This is a genomic window from Falsirhodobacter sp. alg1 (genome assembly GCF_000739715.2).
Lineage (GTDB): Bacteria > Pseudomonadota > Alphaproteobacteria > Rhodobacterales > Rhodobacteraceae > Falsirhodobacter.
In genome coordinates, this window is sequence record NZ_BBJC02000001.1 from 519567 (window position 1) to 545138 (window position 25572).

Annotated in this window: 28 protein-coding genes; 11 read left to right on the plus strand and 17 right to left on the minus strand. The window is 62.2% G+C overall.

Translation table 11 applies throughout. The features are described from left to right. From fliF to panC, 7 genes are all read left to right on the plus strand, one after another. Positions 1-1533, plus strand: a complete 1533-nt coding sequence (fliF, locus tag TR36_RS02525; RefSeq protein ID WP_045387682.1) for a flagellar basal-body MS-ring/collar protein FliF — start codon at positions 1-3, stop codon at positions 1531-1533. Next, the gene (locus TR36_RS02530) at positions 1530-2111 is read left to right on the plus strand and encodes a hypothetical protein (RefSeq protein ID WP_045387679.1); all 582 of its coding nucleotides are present in this window, start codon (positions 1530-1532) and stop codon (positions 2109-2111) included. Before fliF ends, TR36_RS02530 begins: the two co-directional genes overlap by 4 nt. Further along, positions 2104-2370: a FliM/FliN family flagellar motor C-terminal domain-containing protein gene (locus tag TR36_RS02535; RefSeq protein ID WP_045387676.1), complete on the plus strand. Its 267-nt coding sequence runs from the start codon at positions 2104-2106 to the stop codon at positions 2368-2370. Before TR36_RS02530 ends, TR36_RS02535 begins: the two co-directional genes overlap by 8 nt. Continuing rightward, on the plus strand, positions 2367-3080 hold the full coding sequence (fliP, locus tag TR36_RS02540) for a flagellar type III secretion system pore protein FliP (protein WP_062762319.1): 714 nt from the start codon (positions 2367-2369) through the stop codon (positions 3078-3080). The genes TR36_RS02535 and fliP overlap by 4 nt, the downstream gene beginning before the upstream one ends. Before the next feature lie 109 nt (positions 3081-3189). Further along, positions 3190-3936 carry a L,D-transpeptidase gene (locus TR36_RS02545; RefSeq protein WP_045388744.1) on the plus strand — a complete coding sequence of 249 codons (747 nt, stop codon included), beginning with the start codon at positions 3190-3192 and terminating at the stop codon, positions 3934-3936. Between the two features lie 126 nt (positions 3937-4062). Beyond that, positions 4063-4893 carry a 3-methyl-2-oxobutanoate hydroxymethyltransferase gene (panB, locus tag TR36_RS02550; protein ID WP_045387670.1) on the plus strand — a complete coding sequence of 277 codons (831 nt, stop codon included), beginning with the start codon at positions 4063-4065 and terminating at the stop codon, positions 4891-4893. After that, on the plus strand, positions 4890-5726 hold the full coding sequence (panC, locus tag TR36_RS02555; RefSeq protein ID WP_045387667.1) for a pantoate--beta-alanine ligase: 837 nt from the start codon (positions 4890-4892) through the stop codon (positions 5724-5726). The genes panB and panC overlap by 4 nt, the downstream gene beginning before the upstream one ends. Positions 5727-5732: 6 nt before the next feature. Here panC and pheT read toward each other — a convergent pair whose 3' ends face one another. From pheT to pyk, 6 genes are all read right to left on the minus strand, one after another. Then, positions 5733-8129, minus strand: a complete 2397-nt coding sequence (gene pheT, locus TR36_RS02560) for a phenylalanine--tRNA ligase subunit beta (protein WP_062762321.1) — start codon at positions 8127-8129, stop codon at positions 5733-5735. Positions 8130-8195: 66 nt separating this feature from the next. Beyond that, complete coding sequence (locus TR36_RS02565) at positions 8196-8486, minus strand: YrhK family protein (RefSeq protein ID WP_237763497.1); 291 nt, start codon at positions 8484-8486, stop codon at positions 8196-8198. Next, positions 8483-9565 carry a phenylalanine--tRNA ligase subunit alpha gene (pheS, locus tag TR36_RS02570; protein WP_153010469.1) on the minus strand — a complete coding sequence of 361 codons (1083 nt, stop codon included), beginning with the start codon at positions 9563-9565 and terminating at the stop codon, positions 8483-8485. The genes TR36_RS02565 and pheS overlap by 4 nt, the downstream gene beginning before the upstream one ends. A 114-nt stretch (positions 9566-9679) precedes the next feature. Beyond that, positions 9680-10042 carry a 50S ribosomal protein L20 gene (rplT, locus tag TR36_RS02575; RefSeq protein ID WP_045387661.1) on the minus strand — a complete coding sequence of 121 codons (363 nt, stop codon included), beginning with the start codon at positions 10040-10042 and terminating at the stop codon, positions 9680-9682. An 11-nt stretch (positions 10043-10053) separates the two neighbouring features. Next, positions 10054-10254: a 50S ribosomal protein L35 gene (gene rpmI, locus TR36_RS02580; RefSeq protein ID WP_045387658.1), complete on the minus strand. Its 201-nt coding sequence runs from the start codon at positions 10252-10254 to the stop codon at positions 10054-10056. A gap of 111 nt (positions 10255-10365) precedes the next feature. After that, positions 10366-11811: a pyruvate kinase gene (gene pyk / locus TR36_RS02585; protein ID WP_045387655.1), complete on the minus strand. Its 1446-nt coding sequence runs from the start codon at positions 11809-11811 to the stop codon at positions 10366-10368. Positions 11812-11941: 130 nt separating this feature from the next. Here pyk and TR36_RS02590 point away from each other — a divergent pair, with 130 nt between their 5' ends. Beyond that, complete coding sequence (locus TR36_RS02590) at positions 11942-12676, plus strand: N-formylglutamate amidohydrolase (protein WP_045387652.1); 735 nt, start codon at positions 11942-11944, stop codon at positions 12674-12676. A gap of 84 nt (positions 12677-12760) precedes the next feature. Next, positions 12761-12940 (plus strand): hypothetical protein, encoded by a 180-nt coding sequence (locus TR36_RS02595; RefSeq protein WP_045387649.1) that lies wholly within the window; start codon positions 12761-12763, stop codon positions 12938-12940. Between the two features lie 16 nt (positions 12941-12956). Here the strand turns inward: TR36_RS02595 and TR36_RS02600 are convergent, their stop codons facing one another. The 3 genes from TR36_RS02600 to dgcN are packed head-to-tail and all read right to left on the minus strand — an operon-like array spanning position 12957 to position 15812. Further along, positions 12957-13820 (minus strand): D-amino-acid transaminase, encoded by an 864-nt coding sequence (locus TR36_RS02600; protein WP_045387646.1) that lies wholly within the window; start codon positions 13818-13820, stop codon positions 12957-12959. 2 nt (positions 13821-13822) lie between these two features. Then, complete coding sequence (gene dgcA, locus TR36_RS02605) at positions 13823-14785, minus strand: N-acetyl-D-Glu racemase DgcA (RefSeq protein WP_045387643.1); 963 nt, start codon at positions 14783-14785, stop codon at positions 13823-13825. 25 nt (positions 14786-14810) lie between these two features. Then, positions 14811-15812: an N-acetyltransferase DgcN gene (gene dgcN / locus TR36_RS02610; RefSeq protein WP_045388734.1), complete on the minus strand. Its 1002-nt coding sequence runs from the start codon at positions 15810-15812 to the stop codon at positions 14811-14813. Between the two features lie 430 nt (positions 15813-16242). Between dgcN and TR36_RS02615 the strand changes: the two genes are divergently transcribed. Next, entirely contained in the window at positions 16243-17202 is a 960-nt protein-coding gene (locus tag TR36_RS02615; RefSeq protein WP_045387640.1) for an acetyl-CoA carboxylase carboxyltransferase subunit alpha, read from the plus strand. Here the strand turns inward: TR36_RS02615 and TR36_RS02620 are convergent. The 3 genes from TR36_RS02620 to TR36_RS02630 are packed head-to-tail and all read right to left on the minus strand — an operon-like array spanning position 17199 to position 19479. Beyond that, positions 17199-17906, minus strand: coding sequence for a 1-acyl-sn-glycerol-3-phosphate acyltransferase (locus TR36_RS02620; RefSeq protein ID WP_045387637.1), 708 nt, complete (start codon positions 17904-17906; stop codon positions 17199-17201). The genes TR36_RS02615 and TR36_RS02620 overlap by 4 nt on opposite strands. Next, positions 17906-18811, minus strand: a complete 906-nt coding sequence (locus TR36_RS02625; protein WP_045387634.1) for an ABC transporter permease — start codon at positions 18809-18811, stop codon at positions 17906-17908. The genes TR36_RS02620 and TR36_RS02625 overlap by 1 nt, the downstream gene beginning before the upstream one ends. Beyond that, the gene (locus TR36_RS02630) at positions 18808-19479 is read right to left on the minus strand and encodes a cell division ATP-binding protein FtsE (protein ID WP_045388731.1); all 672 of its coding nucleotides are present in this window, start codon (positions 19477-19479) and stop codon (positions 18808-18810) included. The genes TR36_RS02625 and TR36_RS02630 overlap by 4 nt, the downstream gene beginning before the upstream one ends. A 115-nt stretch (positions 19480-19594) precedes the next feature. On the opposite strand from TR36_RS02630, the gene TR36_RS02635 reads away from it, so the two are divergent. After that, positions 19595-20170, plus strand: coding sequence for a zinc-ribbon domain-containing protein (locus TR36_RS02635; RefSeq protein ID WP_045387631.1), 576 nt, complete (start codon positions 19595-19597; stop codon positions 20168-20170). On the opposite strand, the gene TR36_RS02640 is transcribed toward TR36_RS02635, so the two are convergent. From TR36_RS02640 to argH, 5 genes are read right to left on the minus strand one after another with little or no spacing between them, the layout of a single operon-like run. Then, on the minus strand, positions 20171-22564 hold the full coding sequence (locus tag TR36_RS02640; protein WP_062762323.1) for a DUF4175 domain-containing protein: 2394 nt from the start codon (positions 22562-22564) through the stop codon (positions 20171-20173). A 27-nt stretch (positions 22565-22591) separates the two neighbouring features. Next, positions 22592-23857 (minus strand): diaminopimelate decarboxylase, encoded by a 1266-nt coding sequence (gene lysA, locus TR36_RS02645; RefSeq protein WP_062762325.1) that lies wholly within the window; start codon positions 23855-23857, stop codon positions 22592-22594. Continuing rightward, positions 23857-24000, minus strand: a complete 144-nt coding sequence (locus TR36_RS15695; protein WP_192841303.1) for a hypothetical protein — start codon at positions 23998-24000, stop codon at positions 23857-23859. Before TR36_RS15695 ends, lysA begins: the two co-directional genes overlap by 1 nt. Before the next feature lie 7 nt (positions 24001-24007). Beyond that, on the minus strand, positions 24008-24163 hold the full coding sequence (locus tag TR36_RS15700; protein WP_192841304.1) for a hypothetical protein: 156 nt from the start codon (positions 24161-24163) through the stop codon (positions 24008-24010). Next, positions 24160-25560, minus strand: a complete 1401-nt coding sequence (argH, locus tag TR36_RS02650) for an argininosuccinate lyase (protein WP_045387625.1) — start codon at positions 25558-25560, stop codon at positions 24160-24162. The genes TR36_RS15700 and argH overlap by 4 nt, the downstream gene beginning before the upstream one ends. Positions 25561-25572 lie beyond the last annotated feature (12 nt).

Below are 25572 nucleotides of genomic sequence, written 5' to 3' on the forward strand. Positions count from 1 at the left end.
ATGCAGAATGCGCTGTCCTTGTGGAATGCCCTGACCCTTGGCCGCCGCATTGCGGTCGTCGGGGCGACGGTTGCAATGTTCGCCGCTGTTCTGATGCTGTCGCGAATGGCCAGCCAGCCTGAAATGGCGCTGCTTTATTCCGGTCTGGATGCCAAAGCGGCGGGAGAGGTCGTGACCGCGATAGAGCAGGCCGGCGTCACCTATCGCATCGACGGTGATTCGATCCGTGTCGATGCACGGGAGCGGGATCGTTTGCGCATGACATTGGCCGCTGCGGGTTTGCCGGCCTCGGGCGCGGCCGGGTACGAGATCCTTGACGGTCTGTCGGGTTTCGGCACCACATCGCAGATGTTCGATGCCGCCTATCTACGGGCCAAGGAGGGTGAGCTGGCCCGGACAATCTTGGCCATGCCCGAAGTGCGGACGGCCCGCGTGCATCTGGCGCAGGAAAATGGCCAGCCCTTCCGGCGTGAAGTGCATCCCACCGCCAGCATCACCCTGACCACGCGGCAGGACGGGTTGTCCCCCGAGCAGGCGCGGGCACTGAAGTATCTGGTTGCGGGGGCCGTGTCGGGTATGCGGACCGAGGATGTTTCTGTCATCGATAGCCTGCGCGGCCTGATCGACACCGACCGTATCGCCCCCTCTACCGACCGGGCCGAGGAACTGCGCCGTAATGTGGAGCGCCTGCTGGCCGCCCGTGTCGGTAATGGCCATGCCGTGGTGGAGGTGTCGGTTGATCTGGAAAGCCAGAGCGAATCTATCACCGAGCGGCATATCGATCCGCAGGGCAGGGTTCCGGTCTCGTCAGAAACAGTGGAAAAATCGGCATCCGACACACGTCCGTCCGGTGCCGTGACCGTGGCGTCAAACCTGCCCGAAGGCGATGCCTCCTCTGGCAGTAGTGAGGGGCGCAGCAGCAATTCGGAAACGCATGAAACCGTAAATTATGAGGTATCCGAGACCAAACGCGAGGTGGTCCGCCAACCGGGCTCCGTCAAACGGATCAGTGTGGCGGTGCTGGTGGATGAACTGGCTACAACCGCCTCTGACGGGAGTGTCACATGGACCCCGCGCCCCGATGCCGAGATCCAGGCATTGCAGGAGCTTGTATCCTCTGCCGTGGGGTTGGACACATCCCGTGGGGATGTCCTGACGCTGCGCTCGCTTCCCTTTGACCGGATCACACAGGGTGAGGCGGCGGCGGTCCCCGGGATGCTGGCTTCTCTCAATCTGATGCAGATGGCGCAAATTGCCGTTCTGGCGCTGGTTGCGCTGATTTTGGGGCTGTTCGTTGTCAGGCCGATCCTGATGCGGCGCCCGCCCGAGGCCTTGGATGCGCCGCCGCCGATGCTGGCATTGCCAGGCACGGTTTCCAAAACCCTGACGGGTGAGATTGATGAGGGGGAGCCGCCTGCAATAACCAATGATGTTGCCGATCCTGTGGAACGCCTGCGCCGTCTGATCGAGACACGGCAGGTCGAAAGCGTCGAGATACTGCGTGGCTGGATGGACCGGGAGGAGCGGGCATGATGCCCCTTCGACTGGAGGCTTTCGAGGATGACGCGGCTGATCTGTTCGTGACCCATGCCGCCGATCTGGAGGCGGCCCGGGCTGCCGCCTTTGCCGAGGGACATGCCGCAGGGGCTGCCGAGGCACGTGCCGAAGCCGCCCGGGCAGAGGAGGCGGGCATGGCGCAATTGGCCGAGGTTTTGCAGGACATGGCATTTTCCTACCACGAGGCACGGACCCACCTGATGGACGGGTTGGCCCCTCTGGTCCGGGACGTGCTGGCGGCAGTGCTGCCTGTCGCGACGCAGGATGCATTGGTGCCAATCATTCTTGAGGTATTGGTACCAATGGCGCGCACGGCGGCCGAACAGCCGATCCTGCTGGGTGTCCACCCCGACATGGCTGCCCGTTGTGCCGCCGTGGTGGGGCAGGCGGCATTACCCGTCAGATTGCTGCCCGATACAAATATTGCGCGCGGCACGGCCATCCTTTCCCAGCATGGATTGGAAACGCGCATCGATCCATCGCAGGCGGTGGCGCAAACCATTGCCGCTTTGAACGATTATTTCACCCCTCATGAGGCACGCCTGCATGGATGACCGTATTGATACCCCCTTTGCCCAGATCCCGATCGAAATCACGGTTTCGGTTGGTCGCGCCCGCCCGCAGGTGCGTGAATTGCTGCGGTTGCAACGTGATGCGGTGCTGACACTGGACAGGCGGATTGAGGATCCGGTCGATCTCTATGTCGGTGACCGGCTGATTGGTCGCGGAATCCTGGAAGAGGGGGAGGGCGATCAGGCCGGTCAGCTGGCCGTCCGCCTGACAGAGGTCGTGGCGCCCGGGGGCGGTCTGTGAAACTGGCGCTGGGCACCCTTGCCCTTTTGCTGCTGGCAGGCCCGGCCATGGCGCAGGAGCTGACGCTGGATCTGGCGAATGGCACCCTTGCCGGGCGGTCGATCCAGCTAATCGCGCTTATCAGCGTATTGAGCGTGGTGCCGGGGCTGGCCATCATGGTCACCTGCTTTCCGTTCATAGTCACAGTTTTGTCAATCCTGCGGCAGGCAATGGGCCTGCAACAGGCGCCGCCGAACATGCTGATTATCAGTTTGGCACTTTTCCTGACATGGTTCGTCATGGACCCGGTGCTGACGGATTCATGGGTGAACGGTGTGCGCCCGCTGTCCGATGGACAGGTGGATCTGCAGACGGCGTGGCCGCAGATCATCGGTCCGTTCCGGGCGTTCATGTCGGCGCGTCTGGACCCCGACGCATTTCGCACGTTGGCCGCACTGCGTCCCGATCCGCCAACGAGTATTGAGGCTGCGCCGCTGTCGGTGCTGGTCCCCTCCTTTCTTCTGTCCGAAATCCAGCGCGCTTTTGAGATCGGGTTTCTGGTATATCTCCCCTTCCTGATTATCGATCTGGTGGTGTCGGCAGTGCTGATGTCGATGGGGATGATGATGGTCCCCCCGGCGGTCGTTTCCCTGCCGTTCAAGCTGGCGTTTTTCGTCGTGGCAGATGGATGGTCGCTCATTTCTGCGGCACTGGTGCGCAGTTATGGCTAGGACAAAAGGGTGGTATTCCTGTCACGGCATAGACATGAAAGCCACGCTCCGCTCTTGACCTTGGCGTGTGATGCAGCAGTTTGGCCCGGTAAGACCAATAAAATGGGGAATCCTGGTGCGTTTTAGCCTTCGCCACATCGCCGCTGTCCTGTCTCTTGGCGTGCTTGCCGCGTGTGGGGCACCACCGGCACAACTCACGCCGCCGCCTGTCAATCCGGATTATGCCGCGATTCAGGATGGCGATTATTATATCCCCGCGGTGGATCCGACGATCCTGACCGAAGAGAATACGCGTCAGATGGTGGCCTATAATGGTCCGGAACCTGCGAACAGCATTGTCGTGGATCCCTTTGCGCGGCGCCTGTATTACGTCATGGAAGACGGTCAGGCGATGCGCTATGCGGTCGGCGTCGGCCCCGAGGGCAAGGCGTTCCGTGGCAATGCCACGATCAACCTGAAGCGTGAATGGCCCAGCTGGACCCCGACGCAGAACATGATCCGGACCCAGCCGGAGCTTTATGCGGAATATGCCGCAGGCTTGCCGGGTGGTCTGGAAAACCCGCTGGGTGCACGTGCGCTGTATCTGTTCCGCAACGGGCGTGACACCTATTACCGGATCCACGGTACGATCGATAACCGTTCCATCGGGCGCGCAAGCTCTGCCGGTTGTATCCGCCTTTTCAATCAGGACATCATCGACCTGTATGAACGTGTGAAAACCGGCACCCGTGTGAAGGTGCGCACCGAGGCCGAGAGCCTGCAATACGAAGGCAAATGGGTCGAGGATGAAAATGGCGACATCCATCCGCCGGGATACATGCTGACCGCCTCGGCCGATACATCGGTTCAAGGCTGATCCGGACCTGAACAAGCCGCCCTTCGGGGCGGCTTTTTTCATTCTGCCGTCAAATTAGGCGGGTTTGGCTGGCTTCCCCTTTTGCCGCGGCTTATAACGCCAATCGTTTCACAGGGGGAAACCGGGATGAGCGCGACAGCACACCACAGCCGCCTGACGGCATCTGCCATCCGCGAACGCAAGGGCGCGACGCCCATCGTTTGCCTTACCGCCTATACCGCCGCGATGGCTTCCATGGTCGATGCCCATTGCGATGTGACATTGGTTGGCGACAGCCTTGGGATGGTCGTTTACGGGCTTCCCTCCACGCTTGGCGTGACGATGGATATGATGATCGCCCATGGCCAAGCTGTGATGCGCAGCAGTTCCAGATCATTGGTCGTGATCGACATGCCCTTTGGCAGTTATGAGGAAAGCCCGGAACAGGCATTTCGCAATGCTGCGCGCCTGATGCGTGAAACCGGGGCAGGTGCTGTAAAGGTGGAGGGGGGTGTCACGATGGCCCCGACCATCGCCTTTCTTGTGGCACGGGGCATTCCGGTCATGGCCCATATCGGGCTGACGCCGCAGGCTGTGAATGTGCTGGGCGGATACAAGGTGCAGGGCCGTGCCAGCGATGCCGACCGTGTTCTTGCCGATGCCCTTGCCGTGGCCGAGGCCGGTGCATTTGCCGTGGTGCTGGAGAAACTACCTGAAACTCTGGGTAGGCGTATCACCGGGGCCGTTGCCATTCCTACCATCGGCATTGGCGCGGGCGTTGATTGCGACGGCCAGATTCTGGTGGTGGATGACATGCTGGGGCTGTTTGCCGCCTTTCGTCCGAAATTCGTCCGCCGCTATGCCGAAATGGCGGGCGTGGCCGAAGATGCGATTGCCGCCTATGCGACGGATGTCCGTGCGCGTGCCTTTCCCGGCCCTGAACATTCATTTGCCGATAACAGCAGTCAGACATCATGATCCTGAAAACAGTCGAAGCCCTTCGTAGCCAGGCCGCCGTCTGGCGCGCGGCGGGCGAAACCATCGGCCTTGTCCCGACCATGGGGGCATTGCACGATGGTCACCTGAGCCTTGTCCGCACCGCGCGGGCGGAATGTGATCGGGTGATCGTGACGATCTTTGTGAATCCGACGCAGTTCAACAATCCGGAGGATCTGAAAACCTATCCGCGGGATGAGGCACGGGATATCGAACTGCTTTCAGAGGCGGGCGTCGATGCGATATTCCTGCCGTCGGTCGAGCAGATGTATCCGCAGGGGTTTGCCACATCCCTGAAGGTGGGGGCGCTGGCCGAACGGCTGGAAGGTGCGCATCGGCCGGGTCATTTCGATGGCATGGCGACCGTGGTGACCAAGTTGTTTTCGATGTCGGGGGCGGATACGGCCTTTTTCGGGGAAAAGGACTGGCAGCAGCTGCAGATCATACGTCGTTTTACGGCAGATCTGAACCTGCCGATCCGGATCGTCGGCTGTGCGACGCTGCGCGAGGAAGAAGGGCTGGCCATGTCCTCCCGCAACCGGCGGCTGGGGGCAGCGGCCCGCGCGCGTGCCGTGGCCATTCCGCAGACGCTGGCGCGTGCGGCGCGGACGATCCGGCAGGGGGCGGAGGTTGCAGATGCACTGGCTCAGGCAAGGGATGATCTGCACAAGGCCGGTTTCAGCCCGATTGATTATGTCGCGTTCTGTGATGCCGAGACGCTGGAACCGGTATCCGCGCTGAACGATCGTCCAGCGCGGTTGTTGGTGGCGGCAACATTGGACGGCGTGCGCCTGATCGACAACCTCGCCGTCTGACAGGCGTCACGCGCGAAGCGTGCCGCCTGTGGCCTTGGCCACCTTTTCCACGACCTTGGCGCTGACCGCCTCGATCTCGGCTTCGGTCAGCGTCTTGTCGGTGGGTTGCAGGCGTACCGTCAGGGCAATGGATTTCTTGCCCGCACCCATTTGCGATTCCGCCTTTTCTCCGGTGAACTGGTCGAACACACGTACCGATTCAATCAGCACCTTGTCAGCGCCCGCCGCCGCGTTGACCAATGTCAGTGCTTCGATCCGGTTGTCGACCACAAAGGCAAAATCACGGTCCACCGCCTGCAGGTCCGACAGTTTGAGCGCGGCGCGCGTGGGTGTCTTGACCTTGGGGTAGGGGATGGCCGCAATCTGGATGGTGAAGGCCACAGCCGGACCTTTGACATCCATCGCCTGCAGCACGCGGGGGTGAACCTCTCCGAAGGTGGCCAGCATGTTCGGGCCCAATCCGATTACGCCCGAGCGTCCGGGATGCCACCAGCTTGCAACCTTGCGTGATACTTGCACCTTGGCCGGGGCACCAAGCGTGGCCAGCACGGCCTCGGCATCGGATTTGGCATCGTAGACATCCACCAGCCTGCGCGAAGCGAATGTATCGCGCTGCGCCGAAGCCCCCACAAGCAAGCCCGTTGCCTGCAGAACCTGTTCACCCGGCTCTCCGCCCGTAAAGGCAGGGCCAACCTCGAACAAGGCCAGATCGGCAAAACCGCGCGCCTGATTGCGCGCTGCAGCCCGCAGCAGACCCGGCAGAAGATCGGGCCGCAGATGCGTCATTTCCGAGCTGATCGGATTTTCCACCCGCACCGCATCCTGCCCGCCGCCGAACATGGCCGCATCGGCTGCGTTGATGAAGCTGTAGGTGACGCATTCATTGTAACCGAGGCCCGCGATCATCCGGCGTGCCGCGCGTTCACGCTGCTGCAATGGCGTCAGGATAGGGCGGGGGACGCCCGGCTGGTTGCGGGGCAGCGGTGTGCCCTGCAATTTGGTCAGCGAGGCGACACGGGCAATTTCCTCAACCAGATCGGCCTCACCCAGAACGTCGGGGCGCCATGACGGCACATGCGCCATATCCCCCTCCAGCCGGAAACCGAGGGCGGTAAGCGTCGCACGCTGTTCATCTGCGGGAATGTCCATGCCGACCAGGCTGACCACGCGATCCGTATCCAGCCGATAGGCCCGGGCGGTATCGGGCACAGCCCCCGCCACCTGCACCTCCGAAGCCTCACCGCCGCAAAGATCAAGGATCATGCGGGTTGCAAGCTCCATCCCGTCCAGCGTGAAGGCAGGGTCGATTCCGCGTTCGAAACGGTAGCGGGCATCGGAATTGATCTTCAGCGCACGCCCTGTCGTGGCTGTTGTGATCGGATCGAAATATGCGGCCTCCAGATACACATCGGTTGTGGTTTCGGTGCAGCCAGAGGTTTCACCGCCCATGATTCCGCCAAGGCTCTCGATACCTGCATCATCGGCAATGACGACCATACCTTCGCGCAGGGCATAGGTCTTGCCGTCAAGGGCCAGCAGCTCTTCGCCTTCCCTGGCCGCCCGCACCACCAGATCGCCCTGCACCTTGGCAGCATCGAACACATGCAACGGGCGGTTCAGATCGAAGGTGAACAGGTTGGTGATATCGACCAGCGTCGAGATCGGGCGCAGGCCGATGGCCCGCAGTCGCGCCTGAAGCCACGCGGGGGACGGTCCATTAGTGACATTGCGGATCACACGGCCGGCAAACAGCGGGCAGGCCGGGGTTTCCAGCCGCAGGTTGACGGGGTTGGTAAAGGTGCCGGGCACCGGGGTAACGGCCAACGGACGCAGCGTGCCCAGCCCCCGAGCCGCCAGATCGCGGGCAATGCCGCGCACGCCAAGCGCATCGGGGCGGTTGGGCGTGATCTTTATGTGGATCATCGGATCCACCTGCGCGGGCCGGTTGGCTGCCAGCCAATCGACAAAACGATCTCCGACCTCACCCGACGGCAATTCGATGATGCCGTCATGCTCTTCCGACAGTTCCAGTTCCCGCTCCGAGGCCATCATGCCATGCGATTCAACGCCCCGGATCTTGCCGATGCCAAGGGTCGTATCGATGCCCGGAACATAATCGCCGGGCTTGCACAGAACCACCGTGATGCCTTCGCGCGCATTGGGGGCACCGCAGACGATCTGCTTTTCACCCTCATCCGTTTGAACGCGACATACGCGCAAGCGGTCGGCATCAGGGTGCTGTTCGGCGTGGACCACCTTGGCCAGCGTAAAGGATTTCAGCTTTGCCGTGGGATCGGAGATGCCCTCCACCTCCAGCCCCAGATCGGTCAGGGCATAGACTATGTCATCAAGCGACGCCTGCGTGTCGAGATGGGTTTTGAGCCAGGAGAGGGTGAATTTCATCGAAGAAGCTCCGTCAGGATTGATCCGGCGCGAAAAGTTGGGGGTATTGGCACAACCCCGTCGATATCAGTCGGTGCGTTTTGCTAATCGGGCGGTCCGGCCCATGTAATACAGCCGTACTTCGCGCCACAGGCGCAAGGTCGGCTTCATCGCGAAAAGAACCGAACCGATTGTAAAAAGCCATGTCGCCGTGGTTTGCCACGATTCGAAAAAGAACAGTATCGATCCGACAAGAAACGCCGCAGCCGCCCCGAAATCGATCAGCGTATGGGCAATCTCGAATCGTGCGTAAAGCTTGCGCGTCTCCGCGGTCGTTTCACGATGCTCGTGTCGGAAAAGATGGTCGGACAGGCTCACCGGCTCAGGCCACCCGCCAGATCGGGCATATCCAGCGCGGCAAAGCCATAATGCCGAAGCCAGCGCAGATCACTTTCGAAAAAGGCGCGCAGATCGGGAATGCCGTATTTCAACATCGCGATCCGGTCTATGCCCATGCCGAAGGCAAAACCCTGCCATTCGGTCGGATCGACGCCTGCGGCCTTCAGGACCTTGGGGTGGACCATGCCCGACCCTAGGATTTCCATCCAGTCGTCGCCTTCCCCGATCTTGAGCTGTCCGTCTTTCCATGAACAGCGGATATCGACCTCGGCCGATGGTTCGGTAAAGGGGAAGTGCGACGCACGGAAACGCAGTTCCACCGAAGGAACCTCGAAGAACGCGCGGCAGAATTCCTCAAGCACCCATTTCAGGTGCGCCATGGAGATATTCTTGTCGATGGCCAGACCTTCGACCTGGTGGAACATCGGCGTATGCGTCTGGTCCATGTCCATACGGTACACGCGGCCCGGCGCGATCACGCGGATGGGGGCGCCCTGATCCGTCATCGCCCGGATCTGAACAGGCGAGGTATGGGTGCGCAGAACATGGGGCGGACGATCATCCCCCTCGGCACGATTCATGAAGAAGGTATCGTGTTCCTGCCGGGCCGGATGCTCTGGCGGAATGTTCAGGGCGTCAAAGTTGAACCAGTCGGATTCGACCTGCGGCCCCTCGGCCACGGCAAAGCCCATGTCGGCAAAGATCGTCGTCAGCTCTTCCATGACCTGCGAGACGGGGTGGATCGTGCCCATCCGGCGTGGACGGCCGGGCAGGGTCACATCCAGCCATTCCGAGGCAAGGCGGGCGTCTAGCGCCGCATCTGCCAGCCCGGCCTTGCGGGCACGCAGGGCCGCGTCGATCTCGTCCTTCAGGCGGTTCAGCGATGCGCCTGTGGTCTGGCGTTCTTCCGGGGTCATTTTCCCCAGTTCACGCATCTTCAGGCTGATCTCGCCCTTTTTGCCAAGGGCGGCAAGCCGGATTTCCTCGACAGCGGCTTCATCCGCCGCCGTCTTGATCCGCTCCAGATACGCGCCGCGCAGCGTGTCGATCCCGTTCATGCCAGCCTCCGTGTGTCGGGTTTGGGTTAGCCGTGCCGCGCCTTGCTGGCAAGGGCAGGCATGAAAAAACCCCGCCAAAAGGCGGGGCTTCAGGATCCTATGCAGCAGGTTGGCTTATGCCAGTGCTTTTTTCGCTTGCTCGGCGATTGCGTTGAACGCATCGGGCTCACGTACGGCCAGATCGGCCAGAACCTTGCGGTCCACTTCGATACCGGCTTTGGCCAGACCGTTGATGAAGCGCGAATAGGTCATTTCAGCATCGAACATACGCACTGCGGCGTTGATCCGCTGGATCCACAGGGCGCGGAACGTGCGCTTGCGGGTCTTGCGGTCGCGCGTTGCGTACTGGTTGGCCTTGTCGACGGCCTGAGTAGCGGTGCGGAAGTTCGTGGAGCGAGCGGCGTAGTAGCCTTTCGCAGCCTTGATGACTTTACGGTGACGGGCGTGCGTAACGACGCCGGATTTAACGCGGGACATTTACGCTCTCCTTACCGGTTATACGGCATGTATTTTTTAACGATTTTCTCGTCCGATGCGCACAGGATCATTGTTCCTGTAACGTCGCGGATGAATTTCGTCGAACGCTTGATCATGCCGTGGCGCTTGCCGGCCGGGCCGGCTTTCACCTTGCCGGAGGCCGTGAAGCTGAAGCGCTTCTTGGCGGCCGATTTGGTCTTCATCTTGGGCATTTCTATCTCCTCTTACGAGTTGTGAACGTGCGCCTCGGCAATGCCGCATTGGCCGGGCGCGCGGGTATTCAGGGGGCGGCTTGTAGGGTCAAAAGCCGCCCCCCGCAAGGGTTATTCGGTTTCTGCGTTGGTGATCTTCGATTCGTCGCAGGGCGCGACGCGCAGGATGTTGGTCGTGCCCGCACGGTTGAAGGGCACACCCGCCATGACCACGACCGATTCCTCGGTGGTGGCGAAACCGTCTTCACGTGCAGCCTTGGCTGCGGCCAGAACAGCACCCTTGAAGCGGTGTTGTACCGGCGTGATGGCGCAATGCGTGCCCCATGTCAGGGTCATGCGGCGGGCGGTTTCCATCAATGGTGTCAATGCCATGATCGGAACCCGCGGCCGCTCGCGCGCGACCAGCGACACGGTCGTGCCGGTTTGCGAGAAGCAGCAAATTGCCTTGATCGGGGTGCTTTCCGCGATTTCACGGGCCGCAGCCACGATGGCATCCGCCACCGACGAGCGCTCTGCCCGGCGGCTGGCCTCGATGACCTCGCGGTAGGTGCGATCGCTTTCGACCGAGATGGCGACGTTGTTCATCGTTTTCACGGCTTCGATCGGATATTGGCCGGCTGCCGATTCTGCCGAGAGCATGACCGCATCCGCACCTTCATAGATCGCACCGGAAACATCGGATACTTCGGCGCGTGTCGGGATCGGCGATTCGATCATCGATTCCAGCATCTGTGTGGCCACAATCACCGGTTTGGCTGCCGCGCGTGCGCCGCGAACCAGACGCTTCTGGATCGGAGGAACCGCATGGACGGGCAGTTCGACACCCAGGTCACCGCGGGCGACCATGATGCCGTCGGAAACTTCGAGAATCGCGTCATAGGCCTTTACGGCCGCAGGCTTTTCGATCTTCGACAGGATCGCGGCGCGGCCCTTGGCCAGTTCGCGTGCTTCCAGAACATCTTCGGGGCGCTGTACGAACGACAGGGCCAGCCAGTCACAGCCCAGCTCACAGACGAATTCCAGATCCTTGCGGTCCTTGGCCGAAAGTGCGGCCAGCGGCAGGACAACGTCCGGCACGTTCACGCCCTTGCGGTTGGAAATCGTTCCACCGACGATGACCTTGCATTCGGCAAAATCGGGACCGCAACGTTCCACCTGCAGGCGGATCTTGCCGTCATTGACCAGCAGGGCAGAGCCCGGCTCCAGCGCCGCAAAGATTTCGGGGTGCGGCAGGCAGACGCGGGCAGCGTCGCCCGGCTCGTCCGACAGGTCCAGACGGAACGCGGCACCTTCGACCAGCTCGGCCGTGTCGCTGCCGAAAATGCCGACGCGAAGCTTTGGTCCCTGAAGGTCGGCCAGAATCCCGATCGGGCGGCCGGTGTCTTTTTCGATCTGCCGGATGATTTCGTGGCGTGCACGGATATCATCATGGCTGCCGTGGCTCATGTTCAGGCGGAACACGTCTGCACCGGCCTCAAACAAGGCGCGGATCATTTCATAGCTGCTCGAAGCCGGGCCCAGGGTGGCCACGATCTTGACGTTGCGAAGGCGTCTCATTTAATTCTCCCATCCGTTGCAGATGTTCTGCCCGCTTTCATGTTAGCGTACAACATCCACGCAACTGGAATGTTTACTTTCGTTCCGGCATATACCCCCCGTGGCAACAAAATACGACAGGAAATCCCCCGTGCAGCCCTTTCGAATCCACGGCGAGGCGCGTGATGCGCGTATTTTAATCACCTGTGACCATGCGTCCAACCGGGTGCCGCAGGATGTGAACGGCGGTAATCTGGGGATCGCGGCCGCGGATATGGAGCGGCATATCGCCTATGACGTGGGGGCTGCAGGCCTGTCCGTTGCCCTTGCGGATCATCTGGGATGCACGGCGGTGCTTTCGGATTTTTCACGGCTGGTGATCGATCCGAATCGCGGAGAGGATGATCCGACCCTGCTGATGCGCCTTTATGACGGCACAATCATTCCCGCCAATCGCCATGCCGATGCTGCCGAAACGGAGCGGCGACTGGCCACGTTGCATCGCCCCTATCATGCCGCACTGGCACGGCTGGCGGCGCGGCGGCCGGATACGGTGATCGTTGCCATCCACAGTTTCACGCCCTGTTTGCGGGGGCGCCCCTCGCGCCCGTGGCATGTGGGGGTGCTGCATTCCCATCTGGACAGCCGCCTCAGCAACAGGCTGATCGCCCGGCTGCAGGCCGAATCCGATCTGGTGGTTGGGGATAACGAACCCTACATGGGCCACCTGCCGGGTGATGCGATCGACCGGCATGCGCTTCAGGTGGGCAGACTGAACACCCTGATCGAGGTGCGCAACGATCTGATCGGCACAGCCGGGGCGCAGGAAAGCTGGGCGGCCCGTCTGGCCCCCATCATTACGGCCGCCGTCGCCGATCTGGAGTGATTTCGCCGCATCACGCAGCAGCGTTTTGACGTTACCCGCATCCTCGACCATCTTGCTTTTGCGACACCAAGATGGAGGTTTGCGATGTTACGACTGTTTGCGGCAATGATGATGCTGGGCGGAATGGGCCCTGCCTTGGCATCCGAATGGCCGGAAGATGAGGCGCTGATGGGCTTCGAGGCAGGCTCGGGGGTCGAGCATGCCACCGAGGATGCGATCGACGTGGCCGACCTGTGGCTACGGGAAAGCGCGCCCCGGGGTTAACCGGGGCCACGCCGAATCAGATGGCCGCCTTGCGGCCTTCGCTCAGATAGAGTTCACGCAGACGCTTGGCCACAGGGCCAGGCGTACCGGAGCCGATGGTGGCACCATCAACCTCGATCACCGGCATTACGAAGGTCGATGCACCCGTGATGAAGGCCTCATCCGCCGATTTAGCTTCTTCGATGGTGAAGGGGCGCTCTTCCACGACCATCTGCGCTTCGGCTGCATAGGTCAGGAGCGCTGCGCGGGTGATGCCGTGCAGGATGTCATTGGACAGGGGGCGCGTGATGATCTTGCCACCCTTCACGATATAGGCGTTGTTGGAGGACCCTTCGGTCACAAGGCCGTCCATCACAAAGAATGCATCATCACATCCGGCCTTTTTCGCGGCCATTTTTGCCAGAGATGGCCACAGGAGTTGTACCGTTTTGATGTCGCGGCGGCCCCAGCGAAGATCCTCGAACGCAATGACCTTGATGCCTTTGGAGGCCGCAGGCGGGTTCGCCAGATCTGGAACGTCCTGCGTGAACAGCACGATTGTCGAGGGAACCGTGGCTGCATCGGGGAAGATGAAGCTGCGATCGCCGCCATTTCCGCGGCTGATCTGCAGATAGATCAGACCGTTCACGATGCCGTTCTTTTCCACCAGGTCTCGGTGGACCTGCAGCAATTCCTCGGCAGTGCAGGGATTCGCCATGCCCAGTTCCGACAGTGAACGCTGCAGGCGCGCTTCATGGCCCGCATAATCCAGCAGCTTGCCGTCCAGTACCGAGGTGACCTCATAGACCGCGTCGGCCATCAGGAACCCGCGATCAAAGATAGAGATCGTGGCTTCGTTCTCGGGCAGGTAGTTGCCGTTTACATAGACTGTGCGTGTCATGGTCATCCCCAGAGTTTCGCGTCGGACGGGTGGACGCCGGCCTGATCGAAGGTCAGCGGGTGGTCACGGTCTTCGGCCAGAAGCAGCGGTCCGTCAAGGTCGACAAAGCTGGCACCCTGCGCAACCAGCAGGGCCGGGGCCATGGCAAGGCTGGTTCCGACCATGCAGCCGACCATCAGCCCGTAGCCTTCGGCCAAGGCCGCTTCTTTCAGGGCCAGCGCCTCGGTCAGGCCGCCGGTCTTGTCCAGCTTGATGTTGATCACATCATATTTGCCCTTGAGGTGGGGCAGGCTGGCGCGGTCATGGCAGGCCTCATCCGCGCAGACGGGCAGGGGGCGTGCAATTTCGGCCAGCATTCCGTCATCCCCGGCGGGCAGCGGCTGTTCCACCATCGCCACACCCATCCGCACCAGATGCGGCGCCAGGTCGGAGTAGACATCCGCCGTCCAGCCTTCGTTCGCATCGACGATGATCGTGGTGTTCGGGGCGCCGGAGCGAACGGCCTCCAGCCGGGGCATGTCATCGGGCGTGCCCAGCTTGATCTTCAGCAGCGGGCGGTGGGCATTCTTGGCGGCGGCAGCGCGCATGTTTTCCGGTGTGTCCAGCGACAGGGTGTAAGCGGTGATTTCCGGTTTCGGAGCCGGTAGCCCTGCCAGTTCCCATACCCGCTTGCCCGTGGCCTTGGCCTCCAGATCCCAAAGGGCGCAATCCAGGGCGTTCCGGGCTGCGCCTGCGGGCAGAAGCCCCTGCAATTCGGCCCGTGTCACGCCTTCAGGGACGGTCGCGATCTGTGCGGCTACGCTTTCCAGGGTTTCATCATAGCGGGCGTAGGGCAGACATTCCCCCCAGCCCACCACGCCGCCGCGGGATATCTTGACCGCAATGACATTGGTTTCCGTGCGTGAACCGCGGCTGATCGTAAAGACCTGTGCCAGTTTGAAGGTTTGGGCCAGTACTTCGATCATGCCACGATACTCCTTTGTGCGTGACTCACAGGCCTGCCAATGCATCGACCAGCTTGCCCGCCCCAAAGCGGTAGGGGTCCGTGGCGGGCAGGCCCAACTCGGCCTCTACCTTGGCGATATAGGCTTTGGCATCTTCTTCGTTCATGTGCTGGGTATTGATCGAATATCCGGCCACCACGCAATCGGGGTTGGCCACGCGTGCCAGTGCCAGCGCCGTGTCGCGGACGGCGGCAATTGTGGGAAGCTTGTATTCCGGCAGGCCGCGCATGTGGTCCCGCGTGGGTTCGTGGCACACGATCAATGCATCGGGTTGGCCGCCGTGGATCAGGGCCAGCGTCACCCCGGAGTAGGATACATGGTACAATGATCCCTGACCTTCGATCAGATCCCAATGGTCAGCATCGTTGTCGGGGGTCAGGTATTCGATCGAACCCGCCATGAAATCCGCGATCACGGCATCCAGCGGCACGCCGCCCCCGGTGATCAGGATGCCTGTTTGTCCGGTGGCGCGGAAGTCGGCGGCCATGCCCCGTGCGCGCATTTCCTTTTCCACGCACAGCGCGGTGTACATCTTCCCGATGGAACAATCCGTACCCACGGCCAGCATTCGTTTGCCGATGCGCTTCTTGCCGTTGGCGATCGGATATTGGACCGACGGGACGCGCACGTCATGCAGGGTACGGCCGTTCGCTTTGGCAGCGGCCACCAGATCCGGTTCGTCCCGCAGCAGATTGTGCAGACCCGAGGCAATATCGAATCCCTGCTCCAGTGCCTCGACAAGGATCTTCTTCCACGCAGGGCTGATGACGCCGCCGCGGTTTGCCACGCCGATGACCAATGTCTTGATTCCCGCGGCTTTCGCCTCGGCCAGCGACATGTCCGTCAGGCCCATGTCGGCCTTGCAGCCTTCCATGCGGAACTGAGCGGCGGCAAAGTCCGGACGCCAGTCCTTGATGCCCTGCGCGACTTTTGCAGCCAATGCGTCGGGGGCATCGCCGAGGAACAACAGATAAGGCGTCTGAATCATGGCAAACTCCATTCAATGATCTGTGCTGACCTTACGATCTATGCCGTGAAATAGCTTCGCGTTGTTGGCATTGCATTGTCGATAGTGGTGAAGAATATTCGATTATATTTCGGATAAGTAAAATAAAATCGCGCCTGGATTGATGTGCTAGCAACAAATCCCCGCAAAGCGGGGGAATGCGCGGCCCGTCACATTTTTGTAAAGATTTGTTGACAGGGTGCATTCTTTTCGATCAGTCTGACTGCATAGATGATGCGAATATCATCAACCTGAATACCGGCTGCGGAGGCGGGGAGGCTACCCGCAGTCAATCCAGGGAGGACGGAACGCCTCGAGGTCATGCCTCGGGGCGTTACCGTTTCGGCCCTCTAGTTGCATCGCGGAAAATCTGCGGGCATATAGACCACCAGCATCCATCAGGGACCGAACCATGCAATATCTGGAATTCGAGAAGCCGCTGGCCGAGATCGAGGGCAAGGCTGAAGAGCTTCGGGCCATGGCCCGCCAGAACGAGAAGATGGACATCGAGAAAGAGGCAGCCGCCCTTGATCGCAAGGCAGAGCAAATGCTGCGCGACATGTACAAGGGGCTGACCGCTTGGCAGAAGACGCAGGTGGCCCGCCACGCAGAGCGTCCGCATTGCAAGAATTACATCGACGCGTTGTTTACAGAATACACACCGCTGGCCGGTGACCGCAATTTTGCCGACGACCATGCCGTCATGGGCGGTCTGGCGCGGTTCCATGACCAGCCGGTGATGGTGATCGGCCATGAAAAGGGCAATGACACCAAAAGCCGGATTGAGCGCAATTTCGGCATGGCCCGTCCGGAGGGGTATCGCAAGGCGATCCGCCTGATGGATATGGCCGACCGCTACAACCTGCCCGTCATCACGCTGATCGACACACCCGGTGCCTATCCGGGAAAGGGCGCGGAAGAGCGTGGGCAGTCCGAGGCCATTGCCCGATCCACCATGAAATGTCTCGAGATCGGTGTTCCGTTGATCGCTACCGTCATCGGTGAGGGCGGATCCGGCGGGGCCGTCGCCTTTGCCGCGGGCAACCGCGTCGCGATGCTGGAGCATTCGGTCTATTCCGTCATCTCGCCCGAAGGATGCGCGTCGATCCTGTGGAAAGATGCCGACAAGATGCGTGAAGCGGCCGATGCCCTTCGTCTGACCGCGCAAGATCTGCAGAAGCTGGGTGTGATCGACCGGATCATTCAGGAACCGCTAGGCGGGGCACAGCGCGGACGGGATGAAACGATCGAAGCTGTGGGCAAGGCGATTGCGGCCATGCTCAAGGATCTGACGGGTAAACCGCGTGAAACGTTGATCAAGGACCGCCGGCAGAAGTTTCTGCGCATGGGCAGCAAGGGTCTTTCGGCCTAAGAAGCCAACCTGTCGGAGGCGGGTTCGATATCCGCCTCCAGCCGCCGCAAAAAGTCCGCCGGGTCCATGCCGGGGGCAATCTGCGGCAGGAATTCGACCACTGCCACCCCCGCATGACGCCATGGGCCCAATGGCCATACGTGCCCGGTGTGGGCCGCTACGGGTACGCAGGGCAGATCCAACGCTTCATACAATGCCGCAACACCGTATTTATAGGGCGCGATCGTTCCCGGTTTCAGGCGCGCACCCTGCGGATAGATGACCAGCTGGGAGGGCGCGCCTGTGCGGGCGGCTGCGATCAGCTCGGCAATCGCGGATGCACCGCCGCCCCGTGATACGGGAATGCATCCAAGCCTTGTTGCATACCAGCCGAACACGGGCATCCGCAAAAGCTCTGCCTTCATCACGAATCGAGGACGGGGCAGGGCTGCGAAAATCATCAGCACATCCAGAAACGACTGGTGCTTTGCCGCAACCAGCGCAGGGCCCGCAGGAACAGGGCCCCGCACTTCGGTACGGATGCCAACCATCCAGCGCGCCGTCCAGCGCACCCAGTGGCAATAGGCCTTGCACGCGCGCCGCGCCCCCTCGGGTGAGACGAGTGCCGCCGGCAGCATCACCAGACCCAGCACCGCCATCACCATGTACATCTGCAAGGTAAACAGGAGCGACAGCAGTTTCTGGATCAGGGCGGGGCGGGGCATCAGGTCATCTCGGCCAGTTTGCGGAATGCAGCGGCGCGGGTCGCGACAAAGGCCACAATGGCGCATAGCACGGGCAGCAGCCATGGCAGCAGCCAGCTGCTTCCCGAGAAACCGAGGCCCGTCAGAAAGCCGCCCGTGGTATCCCCCGACGGCAGAATCCATACGGCAATCAGGCCGCAGACCACCCCTGTGGCGGCCCCGCCCAATGTCCGCAATGTGAACCGTCGCACGAACGCACGGGCAATATAGGCATCCTGCGCGCCGATCTGGCGCAGAACCTTCAGAATCGATTCATTCGCCGAAAGGGAGGCATTGGCGGCCAGCGTGATGATCGCACCGGTGGTTGCCAGAATCAGCAACAGCGCGCCCCATCCCAGGAACCGCAGGCGACTGGCCGCTTCGGCCAGAGGCTGGCGCCAGCGGGCATGATCGTCCAGCACGGCTCCGGGGGCCTCGGCCTCCAGCCGGAGGCGCAGGCCTTCGGCATCGTAGCCGCTGCCCTCCTCCGTCACTTCGATCAACTGCGGAATTGGCAGATCCTCTAGCGGCAGGTCGCTGCCGAACCATGGCACAAGCAAGGCCCGCTCTTCGGTTTCGCTCAATGCGCGGGCGCTGGCAACGCCGGGCGTGGTGGCCAGCAGCGCCAGCACTGCCTCGGTCTGGGCTGCAACCTGTGCCCCTTCGGCGGAAATACGGATGGTCGAGGTGCGGGCCAGCGCATCGGCCCAGCGATCCGCCAGCCGTCCCGACGCAAGCGACAGGGCAAGGGCGAAAACCGCCAGAAAGGCCATTACGCCGGCCGTGAACACCGTCAGCCATGATCCCATGCCCGTCGGTGGAACCAGACGGTCCGCGCCCGGATCGGGGCGGACCAGATCGCGCAATGCCGTTCCCAGACCGCTCATAGTTCCGCCCCCGCCAGTTCGACGCGCCCGCCCTTGATCCGCAGCACCCGTGCGGCGACCTGCGTCTTGGCCGCGCGGATCAGGTTCATGTCATGGGTGGCGATCAGGATGGTCTTGCCCATCCGGTTCAGTTCCACCAGCAATGTCAGCAACCGCAACGACATCTCCCAATCAAGATTGCCTGTGGGTTCATCCGCAAGCATTACATCGGGGGATGTAATCACCGCGCGCGCCAAAGCCGCGCGCTGGCGTTCCCCGCCCGAAAGCTGCGGCGGACGTGCCCCGGCCAGATGTGTCAGCCCGACCCAGCCCAACAGATCCGACAGGTCCTGTGGATCTCCTTCTCGGCCGGTCACACTCAGCGGAAGGGTCACATTCGCGGCAACCGAAAGGTGGTCCAGAAACTGGCAGTCCTGTTGCACGACGCCGACCCTGCGGCGCATCCGTGCCAGACCGTCGCGTCCGACACCGCGGATGTCCCGGTCGAACAGCACGACACGCCCCTTGGTTGACAGCAGTTCGCCATAGCACAGCTTCAAAAGCGTCGATTTGCCCGCGCCGGATGGGCCGGTCAGGAAATGGAACGATCCGGGTTGCAGTGTCAGATCGACGCCGCTCAATAACTCTCCTCCGCCATAGCTGTAGGCGACGTTCTCGAAGGCGATCACAGGGTTCTCCACGCGTTTGGTGCAACTTTGCCCAAGGGTCGGGCGGGTTACAACGTCCGAGGCTTGGATAGCATTCGTATCATTGCTACAACATCGAAAACTGGGGGATAAACGTATGCGTCTAGGCTGCCCGCGTTGCGGCGCGCATTACGAGGTCAGTGCGGATGCCATTCCCGCCAGCGGGCGGGAGGTGGAATGTTCGGCCTGCGGGCATGAATGGGTCCAGTATCCGGTGGTTGCGGCACTGGGCCATGACGCACCGCGCCCCGCACGCCCCCGGATGCCCCCGCCGGACCTTCCGCCCGAACCGGAGCCGGATGACGAATTTCCCGCAGAAACTCCGCTGGGCATAGCCGCCGTTCCGCCCGCCGATTTTCGACAGTTGTTGCGCGAAGAGGCCGAGCGCGAGGCTGCGGCGCGGCGCCGCGAAGGCGTACCCGTGCCTGATACGCCATCTGCCGCAATGCCCGCCGACAGTCGGGCGGGTCGCGGTGGCGGGGGATTCATGTCGGGCTTCCTGTTGGCGACATTGCCCTTGGCGCTGGCGGCGGCGGTCTATGTCGGTGCGCCCCGTCTGTCGCAGGAAGCGCCCGCATTGGCGCCCCCCTTGGCCCGGTACACGGATGCCGTGGATGATGCCCGCCTGTGGTTCGACGACCTGATCCAGCGACAGGTCCAGAAGGTCCGCTGATCAGAAGAAATCCAGCAGCCGCCGCAGATAGTCACGCTCCGCCTCGGGGCGCGACTGCTCTCCGGAGCGACGGCGGATTTCCCCCAGCAGTTCCTCGGCGCGGCGACGCAATTCGTCTTCACTCTGGTTTAGGTTGTCATCCGATCCGATCCGCCGGCCTTCGCCCGTAGCGCGTCCAAGCGGGTCCTTGTCGGGGGCACCGTCATTCCCGTCCTCGGCGGTATCCGAACCGGGGTTCCCTTCTTCGGCAAGTGCCTGGTCGAACTGGCGAAGCCCCTCGCGCATTTCCTCCATTGCCTGTGCCTGCCGGTCCAATGCGCCCGAGGTATCGCCCTCCCGAAGGGCCTGTTCCGCCTGCTCCATCGCGCGGCGGGCCCGGTCCAGGCTTTGCTGTCCCTGATCGGCCCCATCGGGCAAGTCACCCAGCTCTCCGAGTTGATCGCGCAACGCACGCTGGCGATCCGCCAGATCCCTGCTGCCCTGGCCGGGGTCGGCATCCTGCAGGTTCCTAAAGGCATCGTCCGACAGCTCCTGCTGGTCGCGCAGTGTTTGCTGCAGGCCCTGCATTCCGCTTTGTCCGCTCCCTTCGCCATTGCCGCCTTCGGCAACCTGAAGATTGTCCATGAGCTGGCGCAGCTGCTCCATGAGCTGTTGGGCTTCGGCCATGCGGCCTTCGTTCATCAACTGCTGGATCCGGTCCATCATCTGTTGCAACTGGTCGCTGGACAGTTCCTGTGTTTCCCCCTGCGCCTGCTGACTGTCGGGGTTCTGTCGGGCGTCTTCGGCCAATTTGCTGATGTAATCGTCGGTGGCTTCCCGCAGGTCGCGCATCAGGTCTTCGATCTCCGAAGGATCGGCACCGTCGCGCATTGCCTGTGACAGGCGGTCCTGTGCCTGACGCATGCGTTCAAGGGCGGAATCGGGGTTGCCCTCTTCGATCAGCAGGGCGATTTCCCACAATTGCGCCGCAATGCCGTCCCGCGCCTCGGGGGTCAGGGTCGTGGCCTGCGATGACAGTTCCCGTGTCAGCACGCGCAGCCGGAGAAAGGCGCGTTCGTTGGTGAAAAGCCCCTCGGGGCGATAGGTGATCGCCCGCAGCACCTCGCCCACCCGCGGGGCATTCGCGCGGGACCACAGCAGATCGCGCCGCATTTCGATCAACGCCGAGGCCAGTGGATCGAAGAACCGCTTGCCGGGCAGGGTGACGTGCAAGGGTTCTGCCGTGCCGGATTGACCGGCGGCATCCGTGGCGACAAGGCTGATGGTGACGGGCAGATTGGCAAAGGGATGCTGCGCCAGATCCTGTGTCAGCACCTCGGAGAACTTGCGACGATCACCGGCGATGGGCAAAGGCAGATCCAGCGTGATGGGGTCGCGCGCCTCGGGATCGACGGTCAGGCCATAACGGCGGTCAATGGCGGGCATGTCCAATGCGATGGTGGCATTGGCGGCTGTGACCCCGTAATCATCCTCGGCCTGAAAGGGCAGGCGCATTTCCCCGCTCGTCTCGCGCTCCATGTCGGCGGGGCCGCTGATGCGGGGCGGCATGTCGGGGATCATCCGCAAGGACCATTCGCGACCGTCGTTACCGGCGATCGTCAGGGTGCCGGAGCGGTTCAGCACGAAGTCCTGCCGGGGATCGGAGGCGGTGGCGGCCTCGGTTCGGGCAGAGACGGTTTCATCCACGGTCAGGGCGCCTGGCGCGCCATAGAGCCGGATCTGGATACGACTGCCCTGGGGCGCGTCTACCGGTCCTGCCGTCAGGTCATTCAGATATAGCGAGGGTTTGCCGGTATAGGAGGGGGGCTGGACCCATGCCTCCCATTGCGGACCGGTGGTTGCGGCAGCCCCGCCGGTGGCGAGATCGGATACCGTGGCGACCCGCCAGACCGAGCCGAACATCAGCGCGGCCACCAGCGCCGTCAGCGCCACATAGCGCAGGGCGAAGGGATCGCGTGCGGCCAGATCGGGCCGGGGTGGCACGGCGCGGGCCGCGGCTGCACGTTTCGCCATCCGTTCGCGGTGTGCCTGCCATACTGCGGCAGATGCGGGATCGGTAGCGCCGATGGCCTGCGTATCGTGCCATGCCGCAATCGGCTGGCCGGGCATAGCGGCATCAAGGCGGGCAATCGCCTCGGCCCGCCTTGGACGGCGGAAGGTGCGGATGCCGTAAACGACCGAAGCGATCCCGCCCAGAACCACGATCACCATCCAGGCCCAGAGGACCTCCAGCGGCAATTGGTCCTGTACGCCAAAGGCCAGAATGGCGAATGTCAGAAGCGCGATGGTCCAGAGCGGCCAGAATGACCGTGACAGACGTTCGGCCCATAATCCGGCCCATGTCAGCCGGATGGGCCAGATCAGCCGCTTGAGGATCGTATCGTTGCCGGTCATTCCACCTGCCTTACGTGGCCATAATTGTTACAACCACTCCGGGATCGTATCGCGTGCGAGGATTTCTTCAAATGTGGGTCGCGCGCGGATGACGGCATAGTGATCGCCATGCACCAGCACTTCGGGCACCAGCGGCCGCGTATTGTATTCGGAGGCCATGACCGCGCCATAGGCCCCTGCTGAACGGAAGGCGACCAGATCCCCGGCCTTGAGCTGCGGCAGGGGCCGCGCCTTGGCAAAGGTATCCCCGGTTTCGCATACTGGACCCACCACATCGAATGTATGGGTATCGACACCCGGCTCCGGCTCTTCCACCGCGACGATGTCATGATGCGCGCCATACATCGACGGGCGGACCAGATCGTTCATTGCGGCATCAAGGATCAGGAAATCGCGACCCTCTCCTTCCTTGACGTAGATGACGCGGCTGACCAGAACACCGGAATTGCCGGAGATCAGGCGACCGGGTTCGATCTCGATCTCGCAGCCAAGATCTCCTACGGTGCGTTTGATCAGATCGCCGTATTCGGTAGGCAGGGGGGGCGCCTCGTTGCCGCGGGCATAGGGGATGCCAAGGCCACCCCCCAGATCCAGACGGCGGATGTCATGCCCCTCGGCCCGCAGCTGCCGGGTCAGATCGGCAACCTTGGTATAGGCCTGCTCGAAGGGTTCCAGTTCGGTCAGCTGGCTGCCGATATGCACGTCGATGCCGATCACCTCAAGGCCGGGCAGGGATGCGGCTTCGGCATAGACCTCGGAAGCGCGGGCAATCGGGATGCCGAATTTGTTCTCGGATTTTCCTGTCGCGATCTTTTCATGGGTGCGGGCATCCACATCGGGATTCACGCGAATCGTGATGGGCGCGACCAGCCCCAGGGAGGTGGCGACCTCGGACAGGGCGCGCATCTCGGGTTCCGATTCCACGTTGAACTGGCGGATACCGCCGGTCAGCGCCATGCGCATTTCATCACGGGTTTTGCCCACGCCGGAAAAGACGATCCTGTCCCCCGGCACGCCTGCGGCCTTGGCCCGCATGTATTCGCCACCCGACACCACATCCATGCCTGCGCCCAGTTCCCCAAGGGTTTTCAGCACCGCGAGGTTCGACAGCGACTTGATCGCAAAGCATACCATATGCGGCAGGGGGGACAGCGCCTCGGTGAACAGCTTGTAATGGCGGGTCAGCGTGGCGGTGGAATAGCAGTAGAACGGCGTTTGCACGACCTGGGCAATATCGGCAAGGGCGACATCTTCGGCATGCAGGGTGCCCGAACGGTACAAGAAATGGTCCATCAGCGATTAATCTCGGCAACTGTTTCGGCAGGGAAGGTATCGCTGCCATTGGGGGCAATCGGTTCACCATCGACGCCACAACCGGACATGGTCGTAAAGGCGACAAAGGCCAGAAGGCAGGCCAGAAGGATCGGATGGCTCATCATAACCTCAGCGATTGACGTGGACGCCAACGGAGCCGATGCGGCTGCTGACGGATTGTGAGAACTTGGCACCATCCTGCACCGTGCCGCTGTCCGAACCCGCAAGGGGTGCGGGCTGGCATGCGGCGAGCATCATGAGGGGAAGGATGGCAAAAGGGTTCATCCCAGACGCTCTTTCCAGCGGGCGACTTGCGCGCGCACCTGATCGGGGGCCGTACCGCCATAGGACATGCGGGAACGGACGGAATTTTCTACACCCAGAACCGCGAACACATCGGCGCGGATGCCGGCGTGCACGCCCTGCATGTCGGTCAGGGTCAGATCCGGCAGATCGCATTCCCTGGATTCGGCCAGTGCCACCAGTGTGCCTGTGACGTGGTGGGCATCGCGGAAGGGAAGGCCCAGTTCCCGCACCAGCCAATCGGCAAGATCGGTCGCGGTGGAGAAGCCGGAGGCCGCGGCGCGCCGCAGTTCCTCGGTATTGGCCTGCATGTCGCCGACCATGCCCGTCATCGCGGCCAGGCAGAGCATCAGCGTGTCAGCGGCATCGAAAACCTGTTCCTTGTCTTCCTGCATGTCCTTGGAATAGGCCAGCGGCAGACCTTTCATCACCGTGAACAGAGCTACTGTGGCCCCCATGATCCGCCCGATCTTGGCGCGGAGCAGTTCAGCGGCATCGGGGTTCTTCTTTTGCGGCATGATGGAGCTGCCGGTTGTCCAGCGATCCGACAGGCGTACAAAGCGGAACTGGGCACTGGACCAGATCACCAGCTCTTCGGCAAAACGGCTCAGGTGCATCGCGCAGATCGAGGACGCCGAAAGGAATTCCAGCGCGAAATCACGGTCGGCCACGCTGTCGAGGCTGTTGGCCGTGGGCCGGTCGAAGCCGAGCGCGCGAGCCGTAGCCTCGCGGTCAATCGGAAAGCTGGTGCCGGCCAGCGCAGCAGAACCCAGCGGACATTCGTTCATCCGTGCCCGGGCATCGCGGAAGCGCGACAGATCACGCCCCAGCATTTCGGCATAGGCCAGCATGTGGTGGCCCCAGGTGACGGGCTGTGCTGTTTGCAGATGGGTAAAGCCGGGCATGACCCAATCGGCCCCGGCCTCGGCCTGCGATACGAATGCACGGATCAGCGCCTCGAGACCCGTAATTGCCGCATCGCACTGGTCGCGTACCCACATCCGGAAATCGAGCGCGACCTGATCGTTGCGCGACCGGGCCGTATGCAGACGGCCCGCAGGTTCACCGATCACTTCCTTGAGGCGGGCCTCCACATTCATGTGAATGTCCTCCAGCTCTACCCGGAACGGAAATTCACCGCCCTCGATCTCTGACAAGACCGTGAGAAGACCTTGGCCGATGGCTTCTGCATCGTTATCCGTAATGATACCTGTGGCGGCCAGCATTGCCGCATGGGCCCGTGATCCGGCAATGTCCTGTGCCGCCATACGTTTATCGAACCCGATCGAGGCATTGATTGCCGTCATGATCGCGTCCGGTCCGGCGGCAAATCGTCCGCCCCACATAGCGTTGGCAGAGGTCTTATCGGATACGGTCATGAGATAGCCTTT